This is a genomic window from Sporosarcina aquimarina (assembly GCF_023715615.1).
Taxonomy (GTDB): domain Bacteria; phylum Bacillota; class Bacilli; order Bacillales_A; family Planococcaceae; genus Sporosarcina; species Sporosarcina aquimarina_A.
In genome coordinates this window covers 429,667-443,370 of sequence record NZ_JAMBOM010000002.1, presented here as the reverse complement: position 1 = coordinate 443,370, position 13,704 = coordinate 429,667, and the positions used below count along the sequence as shown (strand labels likewise).

Genomic DNA, 13,704 nt, shown 5'->3' with positions numbered 1-13,704 from the left:
ATGAGGGTAGGTCATGGAGTTGTTTATCAGTAGGATTGTTTTCCACCTATTTGCTTTTAGTTGTGAAATTGAGAAACTAAAATTTGAAAGAGCAGATGTCTCTGAGACATCTGCTTTTCAATCTTTTCACAACCTGCTAAACTTGTAAGAATGACGAATTGAGTGAGGAATGAACAAAATGGCACAAAGATCGAAAAAAACGAGTAAAACTAAGGGGAGTCTATCTGCACTAATAATTGCTGTGCTTCTCGCAGGCGCCTATTATTTTTTCTTTCAAGAAGAAGATGCAACACCTACACGTGAAGGTCTAATCCCAGTTGAGTTAGTCAAAACGATTGACGGCGATACGATTAAAATCATGTTTGAGGGGAATGAAACGAACGTCCGTTACTTACTCATAGATACACCAGAGACAAACCATCCAAGACTAGGGAAACAACCTTTCGGAGAAGAAGCGAAGCGACGTAACCAAGAACTGATGAATAGTGGAAAGTTGGAGATTGAGTTCGATATTGGGCAAAAGTATGATAAATACGGTCGATTACTTGCCTATATTTACATAGACGGGGAAAGCGTTCAAGAGAAGTTACTGGAAGAAGGGCTAGCTCGAGTTGCTTATGTGTATCCACCGAACACCCGTCATCTGGATGAATATGAAAAAGTTCAAAACGAAGCAAAGAAAAAAGGCATTGGAATTTGGACGTTAGAAGATTATGCAACTGATCGTGGATTCGACAGTGACACCTATCCTGTTAAAGGTGAGACTACTTCAAATCCTGATACGAAAAATCCCTCCACACAACCTACCGAACAGTTTGCAAATTGTACCGAACTTCGGAAAGTCTATCCAACTGGTGTGAAAAAAGCTCATCCTGCCTACAGTGAAAGAATGGATGGAGACAAAGACGGTGTCGCTTGCGAACCTAGATAATTAAAATGGATGACTTGACAAACTTAAAAGTCATGGTAAGATTTCAATAATCATTCAAACCGAAAAGTAAATAGTCATTCAAAGTGATGATGCAGTAGTGAACGAAGATAGCAGCAACCAGAGACTGGATAGGCGGTGTAAGTCCAGGCACTTCGTTCGTGAATTACGTCAACAAGCAATCTTTGAATCCAATGAAGTGGATAAGCGATGTCAGCTTGTCAACATGGGTGGTACCGCGGAGAACTCCTTCGTCCCTGTTTTAGGGAACGAATGGAGTTTTTTTGTACGCAAAAACCGAGGAGGACATCGTCATGTTTCACATTCAACCATTACTCAAACCCACATTCACAGAGTCCATCTCACTGATTGCTGTGATCATTTGCATGATTAGTGCAAGTATTATCGGATTTGGAGCTGTTCCACATTTACCGATTTTGGCATCCATTTTACTTCTAATCGGATATGGACTAGTCAAAAAAGTATCATACCGCAATATCCAAGATGGGATGACAGAAGGATCTGGAGCCGGGATGGGCGCAGTATTTTTGTTCTTCTTCATCGGGATGCTCATAAGTAGCTGGATGATGAGCGGAACGATTCCGAGCCTGATCAATGCTGGTTTTCAACTCATAACCCCGTCCTACTTTTACGCGATTGCGTTCACAGTAACCGCGATTATCGGGATATCCATCGGGAGCTCGTTGACAACTGTTGCAACAGTAGGCGTAGCGTTGCTCAGTATGTCAGGCGTACTCGGTCTATCACCTGCGATTGCTGCAGGTGCGATTGTCTCAGGTGCATTCTTCGGGGATAAAATGTCTCCATTATCCGATACAACGAACTTGGCTTCCTCAATTGTCGGAGTTGACTTATTCGCCCATATTCGCAATATGATGTGGACGACCGTTCCGGCATTTGTTCTCTCGTTTGGGATATTTGCGATTCTTTCACCCTCAGCAGGGGATGCTAAGTTGGATACAATCCGGTCGTTTCAGGAGGCACTTAAGGAAACCGGTCTCGTTCACTGGATTTCGTTCTTGCCTTTAGTAGTACTTATTGTTTTGACACTAATGAAAGTCCCAGCCCTCTTGACGTTGGCGGCAAGCACAGCTTCAGCAGTCGTAATCGGATGTGCCTTACATGCATATAGTGTCTCTCAAGTTTTTGCAATCTTGTTTGATGGGTTCAAGTCCGAAACAGGTGTCGAAGCGGTAGACAGTTTACTAACTCGCGGTGGTATTAGCAGCATGTTCTTCACGATTACACTAGTCATCTTAGCGCTTACTATGGGCGGATTGTTGTTTAAGCTAGGAATCGTCCAAACATTACTTGCAACAGTGGAGCAATCCTTACGTTCTGCAAGTTCAGTAATTGGAGCGTCTGCGTTAACTGCTATCAGCATCAACGTACTGATTGGTGAACAATATTTATCAATCTTACTAACAGGTCAAGCATTCCAAGGTCAATTTAAGAAATTAGGACTTGCAAGCAAAAACCTGAGCCGGGTTATGGAAGATGCAGGGACCGTCGTCAACCCTCTTGTCCCATGGAGTGTGTGCGGGATATTCATTGCAGATGTCCTAGGCGTGCCTGTAGGCGATTATTTCGGATTTGCGTTCTTCTGTCTATTTTCACCAATTTTAACAGTTCTGTTCAGCCTGTTCGGTAAAACGCTAACGTATGAAGACTCCGCAAAAGAATCCCATTCCTAACATATAAAAAGCAGTGGCACCGAAACTTGAGCCACTGCTTTTGTTCATTCTAATGAAAACTTTTCTTTGTAGTTGGTCGCGTCTTTCAATGCTTGTTCCTCTTGCGGGATGCGGACGGACATCATCCAGGCATTTAGCAAAGTGAAAGTAATAGCCGTGAAATAAGCACCGAATATCATGGGTAGGACAAGGATTTCTGTTGCAACGATGACATAGTTAGGGTGCCTGATGAATTTATAAGGTCCCTTCATGACAACATCTGCACCTGGAAGAATGATAATTTTAGTGTTCCAATACTTTCCGAGTGAAGCAAGACACCAAACCCGCAACACCTGTGTTAACAAAAATATCGTCAATAAAATTCCCCAGATTGGAGATAATTCTGGTTTTCGGATGAGTACTTCTACTAGTAAGGAAACAAAAAAGGCGGTATGAAGTAGTACAATAGCAGGGTAATGACTCGCACCGACTTCGTATGCCCCTTGAGCTTTCATCCGTTTCTCATTGTTTTTAGCAATGACTAATTCCGCGAGTCTTTGAAGAATGACGATTGAAATAACAATCCAGAAGAACAATGTATCCACCTCATTCCCATTTCAGCAGTTGAAGTTCCCCACAAAATCCTGGACCGAGGGCAGCGAGCACACCATATTCCCCTTGTGCAGGCTTTGCTTCCATGAATTCCTTCAATACGTAAAGAACCGTGGGGGACGACATGTTTCCATTCATCCGTAATACATTCCTTGATATCTCAGTCATTGAACTATTGAAGTTGAGCGCCTCTTCGTACGCTTCTAACACTTTTTTTCCTCCAGGGTGGGCGACGAAATGGGAAATGTCTTTGTCTGTGACGTTGTACTTGTTTAAAAATTGATGAACAAACGGTCCAAGCCAGTCACTGATGATGACAGGAATACTTTTGGAGAAGACGACGTATAATCCGCTATTTTTTACATCCCATCCCATGACGTCTTCAGAATCAGGCATCAGCTTGGACGTCGTAGCAACAATCGAAGGGCGGACTTGCTTCGAACGTAACTTGGATTGATCACCAGCAATAAGTGCACAAGCGACTCCGTCTGAAAATAACGAGACACCGACGAGATTACTCTTTGAATAATCGTCTTTCTGGAACGTCAGACTACACAATTCAATTGCAAGGACGAGTACATTCGCTTCTGGATACGCCATGCAAAATTCATTGGCACGACTTAGCCCGGAAGCGCCACCAGCACAGCCAAGCCCCCATAAAGGAATACGTTTCACATCATCTCGAAAGGGTAGATTATTCATAATACGTGCATCGATACTAGGGGTGGCAATGCCTGTACTCGAAACAAAAATAATGGCATCAATATCTTGATAGTCTACTTTCTGATCTAGCATACTGGATTCGAGGCACGCAGTGATTGCAGCTGTGCCATATTCAATCGCATGTGATATGTACAATTCGTTACGCTCTTCAAAATCATGGGCTTGCCCATACCAATCGAGTGGCATGCAGACATTGCGTTGTTCAATATCACCGTTTTGAAACACAGTTAACAGCCGTTCAATATCTTTAAAACGTCCACTGAAAACCGAACGTGATAATTCAACTGCTTCTTCCTGCTTAATAAGATTAGGTGGTAAATGTGTGCTTACGGATACGATTTGGGGCATGTGTGGACCTCCTATTGTCTTTAGTTCACTAATTTCCTATAACAAGATCGTGTAAACGTTATTAAACAATAAATGAGAAAGCGATGAGGAGTCTTGTACCCTTATTAGAACAAGGCAGCATACAAGTACCTACGGAAGAACACTAATTGGCTATTACCGTCCAACATAAACCAACTAAAGGAGAGGATTAGTATGAAGCTGATTGAAACGCCAAGGCAACTTGACAGTAAAGCGAAATCTGTAGAACAAGTATGTGCGATTCCAAATGCCAACGTATTAAATATCCAGCTGCGTGCAGGTGAGGAAGTGTCCGAGCATGACACAGACAGGGAAGTACTGATCATCGTTAGAAAAGGGAGAATCCGTTTTATGGTTGAAGGTACACCAACTACAGTCACAGGGGAAACTATCCTTCACATGGTCCCTAACGAGAAACATAGTTTGATCGCAGAGACCGATTCGGATATTTGCGTTCTTCAAATTACACCTTAACGAAATAATGGTATGCAGAAAGATAAAGGATTATGAGTACAAGCCTGAACGAAACGTATAATTAATTACTGAGAAATAAGCTTCGAAAGGCTACTTTGAAACGCTTCGTTTTGTTCAACGGAGCGTTTTTTAGGTCCTTTTAAGCGACCTCCCGCTTGGCGAACTTTTTGAGCAAAGTGCCGGGAATACAACAGCTGATCGATGTTTTCATCCGTGTACCATCTTCCGTTTTGGTCAATCGGACGCCCTCCTTTAGCTAGCGCCATGGCAGCAAGACCATAATCTTGGGTGACGACAATGTCTTTGGGCTGAATACGGTTCACAAGAACAAAGTCTACCGCATCCGCTCCTTTTGAAACAACGATTGTTTCAGCACCATCGCGAACCATTTCGTGAGCGGTGTCGCAAATCAGCAAACAAGGAATTTGATGGGCCATTGCAGTGCTAATGGTGATGTCAACAACAGGACATCCATCGGCATCGACTAATATTTTCATCTTTCTTCACCCCACTTAATAAGAGCGTATCACAGCAACCTATAAAAAATCATTTTTTCAGTCTTTCGAATGTTTTTTATCAAACTCCATAGGGAATACTTAAAAAAAAGTAAGTGATCAGAAGGGAGAGATTTTGTTGAATACACCTGAGAATAGTCAAATGACTGTGGAAGAAGCGGAAGAATATGGACGGCAGATGGATGCTAAAAACCGCGCTTTAGAGAAAACTCATTATCTGGATGAAACTCCTGTGGAAGAAGGAAAAGTGACACCTCCCCTTTCGGATGAAGAGATTAAGAAACGTACGGGTGCTGGAAATTTTGACAAAGTTCAAGATACAGGAGCGATGGGCTCCATTAATAGTTAAACCATTCCTTACTCGGGATGGTTTTTTGTATGCTATCAATTATTAGAATCCTCTGTTTTCACATGGTACACTAGTGAAGGATTATTAGTTACATAACGAATCTATAGAAGAATGGGGATAACGATAATGACTGAAGTGAAGTTGCTCTTTTCACAAGACGCAGTAATTCAACAGAATGAGGGGCTTAAAACGTTTGTAAACCAATTAAAGGCTGGGTCAGGAAGTGCAGTCTTTTCAGAAGGGCAGCAATGGTATGTAATGTCAGTGAAAGGCGGGAAAACAGGTTGCTTGGAAACTATTCGGGCGACGGCGGGAACTGCAGCTAGAGAATTGAGCCGTGCGAAAGTAGCTTCAGCAAAAATAGAAGTTAGTGGGCTCGGTAATGAATTTTCAGATGTAGAAATCGAAGAAGCGGTCACTGCTTTTGTAGAAGGCTGGCATTTGGGAGCCTATCAGTTCCTAACGTACAAATCGGATGCAGAACCGTTCTGTACTAAATTAACAATTGAAGGTGCATCTGAAAAAGCTGTTCAAACTGGTGAACAACGCGCTGAAGCAGTCTCGTACTCACGTGATCTGATGAATGAATTATCGGATGTATTGAACCCGGAATCCTATCCAGACCGTCTGAAAGAAGTGTTCCAAAATACAGATGCGAAAGTAATTGTTCATGACAAAGCGAAGCTAGAAGAGATGAAGATGAATGGTGTCCTTACTGTCGGCAGAGGAAGCCGATATGCTCCATCATTTGTAGAAGTCTCTTATTGCAAAAATCCTTCCAAACCATTAGTTGCACTTGTAGGTAAAGGCGTCACGTTCGATACGGGCGGAATCAGCTTGAAAAGCGGAAAAGATTTAAGTGATATGCGAATGGACATGGGTGGCTCAGCTGCGGTTGCAGGAGCTATGAAACTACTTGTAGAAAGCGAAGCTGATGTCAACGTTGTGGCGCTCATTCCAATGGTTGAAAATACGCCAGATAATACAGCTGTGTTGCCAGGAGAAGTCATTCAGTACAAAAACGGTAGTACGGTCCAAGTTGGTAATACGGATGCAGAAGGCCGTTTGATTTTAGCAGATGGATTAATTCGTGCGGGCGAACTGAATGCGGCTTTTGTCGTGGACATCGCAACATTAACAGGATCAATCGAAAACGCATTAGGATCTGATATCGCAGGTGTGTTTGGTGATGATGAACTTGCAACCAAGATGAAAGAAATTGGTGCGAAAAACGGAGATGCGGTATGGCCAATGCCGTTAATCGATGCGTATGATGAAACCCTGCAAAGTGATTATGCAGATTTCAATAACATCAGTTCACTCAGCTTTGCAGGATCCATTACAGCAGCGCTCTTCCTACGCCGTTTCGTATCTAAAGATACACGCTGGTTGCATGTGGATATGGCAGGAATGATGCAAAAGACATCAAACTCGGGATATTATCCTAAAACAGCAACAGGGTATGGCGCACGTTTATTGGCGGATTATGTGGTTGAGATTTCTCAGTAACAATAGTGGAATGTTGGACCAAAACGCATTGCTCTCAGCAGTGCGTTTTTTTGGTTCTAAGATGAAGGATAAAGATTTTATTTCATGTGATGCAATCGTGAATCTGTCCCTTTAGATATGATTTCTGTTATGATAGGCGGACTTATTAGAATAGGAGAGTGAAACATGGATACGAATGTCTTTGAAGAGATGGCTAAAAAATACGATACAGAAGAAAGAAAGGAATTAGCTAAAATCATCGTTCAGGAAATAAAAAAGGAATTACAAAATAGTGAAACAAAATCTTTAATCGACTATGGAAGTGGTACAGGTCTAATCAGTTTAGAATTATCACAGGTAGTCGATTCTATTTTGTTAATAGATTCATCTAAACAAATGTTGGAGATCGCAGAAGGAAAAATTTCGCAAAAAGGAATTCCGAATGCAACAGTTCTTTACTCAGACTTTACGAAAGAAACACCAGAACTAAATGCAGATATCGTTGTCGTCTCACTAGTTTTACTTCATATTCCAGATACTAAAAAGATATTAACAGAACTATTCAGCATTCTAAATAAGGATGGCAAGCTAATTATAGTAGATTTCGATAAAAACGAACAAATAGATCATCCGAAAGTACACAACGGTTTTTCACATGAAGAGTTGAAAAACATATTGAAAGAAGTTGGATTCAAGACAGCTGAAATTAGAACATTCCATCATGGTCGTCGTATTTTCATCAAACAAGATGCTTCCATGTTCATATCTAGTAGTATAAAGTAATTACTTATTAGTACTCTTTTAATACTAATGAATAGTTGACATGAAGATAAAAATTGCCACAGATACACCAAAAGCGCATTGCTCATTCAGCAATGCGTTTTTTTTGATCAGCGTAGCAAGTGGGGAAGTTAAGATCGTCTACATTTGAGTACAGAACTCTTATAAAATGTCTCTTGTAAAAGTATTTATATACTATTTGATAAGGAATGGAAATATTATCTAATAAATAATTGTTAAAAATGTTACAATAATACTGTCTATTTGAAATGGATTTTAAAATGGTAAACTTCAAGCCATTTGATTGAGTATGAGTGATACTAAATAGAAACCATTAGGGGGAAATCAAATTGAGTAAACAGGAGTTATATGTAATTGATAAAAAAGAAGGCGTCGAATGGGAATATGGTAAGTTACTGTCCATGATGGAATATACAAGAGTGACCACATTAGCTGAAGTGAAAGATTTAACAATTGAACAACTGGATTTCCTCATCAACGATGAAGCAAACTCCATCGGTATGCTTCTTGAGCATATGAATTCTGTCGAAAAAGCATATCAAATCAATACATTTGAGAAACGTGAATATACGGAAGAGGACATCAAAGTGCTTAATCCAGGCTTGGAACTTGGCGCTGCAGCAAGGGAACAAATTAAAGGGAAACCAGCTGAATTCTACTTAGAACAATTGGAGCAGACGAGAGAAAAGACTATTGAGACATTCCGGACATTGCCCGATAACTGGTTGTTTGAACAAACGCCATTTTGGGACGGAGAGCTCACAAATAACTATTTCAAATGGTTTCATGTCATGGAGGATGAATTGAATCACCGTGGCCAAATTAGATTGATTAAGAAAATCATGAGAAACTCATGAAAATGATAGGAAGTGTAAAGGGTTTTCAAGAATCATGCCAACCTGTCTGAAAACCTTTTACATTCCGCTTTAGACGGCACGCTGATTCCTACGAAGTCGGCCGTCTTCAGAGCACATTAAAATAAGTAGCATTTTCTTCAAACGGGATAAGATAACAAGCTAGCATGAACAGTTGCTTTCCGTTACGGTGCACGCTTTCCGCGGGCACGGCCTCAGCCGCTTCCTTCGCTTCGCTCCGTCCAGGGTCTTCGGCTCGCGCTGTTCCCACAGGAGTCGGCGCCTGCACTTCAAGCAATAGAAAGTATATTCATAAAGGATTCTTTCATCAATCGGCCATTAAGTGTAATGATCGATGGTTGGAGTACAAAAAATTAAAACGGAGTAATTTATGATTATTTTAATAAGTGCTGTAGGCAGTACAGGTAAAACCTTGATGGCTCAAAAGTTGTTAGAGAAGTACCACATTTCTTATCTCTCTATAGATCATTTGAAAATGGGGTTGTACAGAGGAGATAGGCTTTGTGGATTCACATCACTTGATAACACGGAAGTCATTGGAGATAAGCTTTGGCCAATAATAAAAGGAATCATTAGGACAAATATTGAGAATGAGCAACATCTCATCATTGAAGGCTGCTATATATTACCTCACTATCTGAAGGACCTTGACATCAATTATTCAGAGAAAATTATTTCAGTATTTCTAGGTTTTTCAACGAATTATATTCAAGAGAACTTTGAAGCGAGAATAGTGAAATATAGGAATGCTGTTGAACTTCGTAGTTGGCCAGAAGAGAGAACGATAACAGAATTGATCGAGGAACATAAGGAATTTAAATCACACTGCTTGCAATTAGGTGTTAGATATTTTGAAATCGATAACGACTATGACAAAGAAATATTGGAAGTCTATGACTATATAGATGCTGAAAAACTGAGAATCGATTTAATATAAATTGAGACTACTATTGATAATCATTTAACTATTGAGGAGATTGCTTAATAAGTAAATACATCTATACCGCAAACGTGCCATATAGACGAAGAAGGCGTTTGCCATTCATAAGAGAATTAATTAGATAGCATCGTTTTTGGGGGGAAATATAGTGGAGAATAACGAACTTTTAAAAAATGTAAATGCTTTGATACAAATGCACTCAGATGGACTTTTAGGCGGAGAAATAATGCCCGAGGATGTATTGGTTGATGTAGTTAAAGAAAATGAACTAATGGATGTTTTAACACTTGCCATGTCCTTAAATTATCAGAGAAATTCTTATTCGTTGTGGGAGTCCGTTGTTAACGCATATCAAGATCCACAAACGAAGTGGATATTTAATCCTATTCTTGTTGTAAACAAAAATACAGACGAACTTCGTGAAGCGTTATTACTACATCGTGTCGGACTACAACCGAATCGTCATCCTGAAATTTGGCAACGTGTTGCCAAAGGGATTGTAAAATCATCGGAACAAGGAAATGTGCAGGGATTAATTGAGTCTGTTCAATTCGACATTTCACCCCTGAAAGAGATAATGCAAGTATCAAGAAAGCCAGAATTCCCATACCTTTCTGGTCCAAAGATATTTAATTATTGGTTATATGTTTTGGAAAGCTATACACAAGTTTCCTGGAGATCGCGGGAACTAATTACTATTGCTCCAGATACGCATATTCTAAAAGCCACTGTGAAATTGGGATTATGTTCAGAAGATGTACTTAATGGTGGAGTAGATGACCGAATAACTGTTGCATCTGCTTGGGGAAAAGCTCTTGAAGGAAGCGAATTAGCACCGATTGATGTACATACTCCGCTATGGTTATGGAGTCGGGCTGGGTTTCCTAAAATATCTTATTCAACAAAAGGTCCTTTTACGGCATAAGGGAGTGCCGTTAACGAGCGCATTAGCTGAACAGCTACATAGCAGAATCGGACCATTTTATCTAAGTGTAGGGAGGAATTCAAATTAAAAAGTTTTATGTAGCATCTAGCCTCAAGAATATTGATTTAGTTCGCCATGTAAGCACGAGATTAGTAGATAAGGGGTTTATTCATACGTATGATTGGACTAAGAACGAAGATGCTTCAACGATTGCAGATTTGAAGGAAATAGGATTCCATGAAAAAAATGCGGTTTTAGATGCCGATTTTATTATAGTTTTATTGCCAGCTGGAAAAGGAAGCCATATTGAATTTGGAATTGCACTCGGTCAAGGAAAAAAAGTATATCTTCATTCACCAAATGACGATCTAAATAATTTAGAAACAACTAGCACATTTTATCATTTATCAAGTGTCAAAAAGAGTAATGGAACAATTGATGAATTAATAAGCAGAATCACAAAAAAACAAATGACATTCAACTAATAAGGGGGAATTGCCGCATAAGGTTTTTCCTCCAATCGGGCCATTTTTTTTAAGATTAAAATGTGATTTTAATGGGGTGAGAAACATTCTTCAGTTTGTAAATATTAACCTAGATTCAGAAAAGCATCGTGAAATAGTGACTAAATTCCGAAGAGATTCGTTTGAAGTAAGTTTTGGTGATGGAATTGATTTTGATGAAGAAGATTACCTACATTGGTTAAAAGAAAAAATAGTCGATAACCCAAATGGTTTTGTTTTAGTTATGGAAGACAATAAATATGTGGGGCAAATTGAATTAACAATTAGGGAATACGAGGGTAAAAATATAGGTTACGTTCACTTGTATTATCTAATTTCAGAGGAACGGAGCAAGAGCAAAGGTCAAAAATTAGATGACTATGCAAGAGAGTTTTTTAAAGACAATAATATTAATGAATTTCATTTAAGGGTATCCCCAACCAACATCTCTGCAATTAAATTTTATTGTAAAATTGGTATGAATGAAATTGGCCTTGAAGTGAATGGAAAGGTAATCAGAATGCAAGGATTTGTGTGATTTTTTAAGGATAGATATTCCGAAATTGGGCACTAGTCTGGAACAAGGAGTAGCGCACATTAAACAATCAGGCCAGATTGCGGAAGGTCAGATAGGTATTAGAAATATGAAGGGGGAGTTATTAAGGATTACAATTATAGTGAGATAACACAAGAGCAAGCAGTAAGTATTGCTTCAAACTGACATTATGACGGGAAATATTCCTTTTATGGCGAATTATAGAATCAAGTAAATGACTAATGTTCTCGTACTTTATTCCATATTAATTGTACTCCTATTAGTTGTAGTGATGTATTTTGTTAAGTTTAATACTAAAAAGTGAATTCATATCATAGGCAAGCAATTGGTGCAATTCTGGTATATAGGATCTGCACCTATTCAATAATAGAGCCAGATTTAGAAAAAAGTATGATTAGTGGGAGTGGAGTGAACTGGTTAAAACAGTAACTTTTTCATTTGCCAGTAGTACATTCGAAGGCACTGAGGTAAGAGAGATATTTACTTTTGAAGAATTAGAGATCGATGAAAGTCTGGATGAAAAAGAATTAGGAGTTGAACTCGATCGAATTTATCAGATGTGGATTTGGGATAAGATTAATATAGCGGGAAGTATCGTTATAGATGAACCTGATATATTTCAATAACGCCTGTCTTATAAACTGGGGAAGTTGCTGAAGAAGAACTGTTCCCAAATGGGGGGCTTTAACAATACAAGGTTTGCGCATCAAACGAACCAGATTCTGAAATGAACCGAACCGATTGTGTAAAAGTTCTAATATCTAAAAAGAGTTTGCTTAGAAGTATTGTTCATACTCCAAAAAGTCATTATTAGAAAGGAAGGAAAGCCAAAATGGCAAAAAAAATATTAATGAGTGATCCATTAGTTTCTGAAATTAGTGTGCCATTTTCTCAAGAGCCATTTGTAGACCTAATCAACTTTGATTCGGAAATCATAGTGGATCAATCACTTTCCAACAGAAGTCATTACTTTTCTTTTGTTCGCCTTTCCGTAGCCGAAAAACTTACTGTAGCTAAAAAGTTTCTTCCAAAAGATATTCGTTTTTTAATTAAGGAAGGTTATAGACCATTACATATTCAAGAGTTAGCTTATGAGAGGTCGATACAGCGTGTGAAAGAAAATACTTTAAATCATGATTTAGAATTTTTAAGGGGTGAGGCATCTAAGTACGTGGCACCCCCAGATGTAGCACCACATTCAACAGGTGGTGCAATAGATTTAACCTTAATTAATTCAAATAATATTGAACTAGATCTTGGTACAGTTTTCGATGCAATTCCACATGAAACGGAAAATGCAACTTTTTTGGATGCAAAAAATATCACTGAACAAGCAATACGAAATCGTCAAATTTTAGCACATGCTCTTCAGTCAGCTGGCTTTGTTAACTACTTTACTGAATGGTGGCATTGGTCGTATGGTGATAGGTACTGGGCTGTTATGACTAACGTGGATCAGTCGCTTTATAATCCTATTTCTGAACATGATTTGCAGGAACAGTTTTAAAGGTATAAATTCTAACCAATTGATTATGAAAGAAGCTTAAGCAAAAGGGCCATTTTGTGAGAAGTAAATGAGGAAGAGAAAAAAATGGTGTTAAAAGAAACTTAGGATCAATAATTTTAACGAGTGTTATTGTAATATCTGTGGTATTTTGGTTCGTGCAAAAAGAGCCATATAGTACAGAGCTGGTTATGGATTCATTGTGGGCTAAATATGAAGTGCAAAGTACTCAAATTGGCATTACTGATCCTGTTATAACGATAGACGTATACGATAAAAATGATATACCTGAAATTGAAAAGTATTTAAAAGCCAAATTGTCTAAAGATGATTTAGAGCACTATGAAATCGAGATATTTTCTCGGTGGTCGTGAATTATTTGGTAAGACTATAATAAACTATTTACCACAATAGGGCGCTTATCTGGAATAAAGATATGCGCCCTGCATTG

Annotated in this window: 16 protein-coding genes; 13 read left to right on the top strand and 3 right to left on the bottom strand. The window is 39.1% G+C overall.

Annotated elements, in window-relative coordinates; genetic code table 11:
* Positions 1-169 precede the first annotated feature (169 nt).
* Both M3197_RS09240 and nhaC read left to right on the top strand, forming a co-directional pair.
* Positions 170-931 (top strand): thermonuclease family protein, encoded by a 762-nt coding sequence (locus tag M3197_RS09240; protein ID WP_251660938.1) that lies wholly within the window; start codon positions 170-172, stop codon positions 929-931.
* 311 nt (positions 932-1,242) lie between these two features.
* Positions 1,243-2,643, top strand: a complete 1,401-nt coding sequence (gene nhaC / locus M3197_RS09235) for a Na+/H+ antiporter NhaC (protein ID WP_251660936.1) — start codon at positions 1,243-1,245, stop codon at positions 2,641-2,643.
* 44 nt (positions 2,644-2,687) lie between these two features.
* Here nhaC and M3197_RS09230 read toward each other — a convergent pair whose 3' ends face one another.
* Both M3197_RS09230 and M3197_RS09225 read right to left on the bottom strand, forming a co-directional pair.
* Positions 2,688-3,218, bottom strand: a complete 531-nt coding sequence (locus tag M3197_RS09230; RefSeq protein WP_251661047.1) for an isoprenylcysteine carboxyl methyltransferase family protein — start codon at positions 3,216-3,218, stop codon at positions 2,688-2,690.
* A 10-nt stretch (positions 3,219-3,228) separates the two neighbouring features.
* A complete protein-coding gene (locus tag M3197_RS09225) occupies positions 3,229-4,305 on the bottom strand; it encodes a type III polyketide synthase (protein ID WP_251660933.1) in 1,077 nt (358 codons plus the stop codon).
* A 192-nt stretch (positions 4,306-4,497) separates the two neighbouring features.
* Between M3197_RS09225 and M3197_RS09220 the strand changes: the two genes are divergently transcribed.
* Entirely contained in the window at positions 4,498-4,797 is a 300-nt protein-coding gene (locus tag M3197_RS09220) for an AraC family ligand binding domain-containing protein (RefSeq protein ID WP_251660931.1), read from the top strand.
* Between the two features lie 65 nt (positions 4,798-4,862).
* On the opposite strand, the gene M3197_RS09215 is transcribed toward M3197_RS09220, so the two are convergent.
* A complete protein-coding gene (locus tag M3197_RS09215; RefSeq protein ID WP_251660929.1) occupies positions 4,863-5,294 on the bottom strand; it encodes a YaiI/YqxD family protein in 432 nt (143 codons plus the stop codon).
* A gap of 136 nt (positions 5,295-5,430) precedes the next feature.
* Between M3197_RS09215 and M3197_RS09210 the strand changes: the two genes are divergently transcribed.
* From M3197_RS09210 to M3197_RS09165, 10 genes are all read left to right on the top strand, one after another.
* Positions 5,431-5,661 (top strand): hypothetical protein, encoded by a 231-nt coding sequence (locus M3197_RS09210; RefSeq protein WP_251660927.1) that lies wholly within the window; start codon positions 5,431-5,433, stop codon positions 5,659-5,661.
* A 126-nt stretch (positions 5,662-5,787) separates the two neighbouring features.
* Positions 5,788-7,170 (top strand): leucyl aminopeptidase family protein, encoded by a 1,383-nt coding sequence (locus tag M3197_RS09205; protein ID WP_251660925.1) that lies wholly within the window; start codon positions 5,788-5,790, stop codon positions 7,168-7,170.
* 165 nt (positions 7,171-7,335) lie between these two features.
* Entirely contained in the window at positions 7,336-7,932 is a 597-nt protein-coding gene (locus M3197_RS09200; RefSeq protein ID WP_251660923.1) for a class I SAM-dependent methyltransferase, read from the top strand.
* 419 nt (positions 7,933-8,351) lie between these two features.
* Positions 8,352-8,807 carry a DinB family protein gene (locus M3197_RS09195; RefSeq protein WP_251661045.1) on the top strand — a complete coding sequence of 152 codons (456 nt, stop codon included), beginning with the start codon at positions 8,352-8,354 and terminating at the stop codon, positions 8,805-8,807.
* Between the two features lie 388 nt (positions 8,808-9,195).
* A complete protein-coding gene (locus M3197_RS09190) occupies positions 9,196-9,762 on the top strand; it encodes a 2-phosphoglycerate kinase (RefSeq protein ID WP_251660921.1) in 567 nt (188 codons plus the stop codon).
* Positions 9,763-9,913: 151 nt separating this feature from the next.
* A complete protein-coding gene (locus tag M3197_RS09185) occupies positions 9,914-10,690 on the top strand; it encodes a hypothetical protein (protein WP_251660919.1) in 777 nt (258 codons plus the stop codon).
* A gap of 218 nt (positions 10,691-10,908) precedes the next feature.
* Positions 10,909-11,175 (top strand): hypothetical protein, encoded by a 267-nt coding sequence (locus M3197_RS09180; RefSeq protein WP_349774113.1) that lies wholly within the window; start codon positions 10,909-10,911, stop codon positions 11,173-11,175.
* Positions 11,176-11,251: 76 nt separating this feature from the next.
* On the top strand, positions 11,252-11,731 hold the full coding sequence (locus M3197_RS09175; RefSeq protein ID WP_251660917.1) for a GNAT family N-acetyltransferase: 480 nt from the start codon (positions 11,252-11,254) through the stop codon (positions 11,729-11,731).
* 850 nt (positions 11,732-12,581) lie between these two features.
* Complete coding sequence (locus M3197_RS09170) at positions 12,582-13,256, top strand: M15 family metallopeptidase (protein ID WP_251660915.1); 675 nt, start codon at positions 12,582-12,584, stop codon at positions 13,254-13,256.
* Positions 13,257-13,366: 110 nt separating this feature from the next.
* Positions 13,367-13,627: a YolC/YozM family protein gene (locus M3197_RS09165; protein WP_490723208.1), complete on the top strand. Its 261-nt coding sequence runs from the start codon at positions 13,367-13,369 to the stop codon at positions 13,625-13,627.
* Positions 13,628-13,704: the final 77 nt, after the last annotated feature.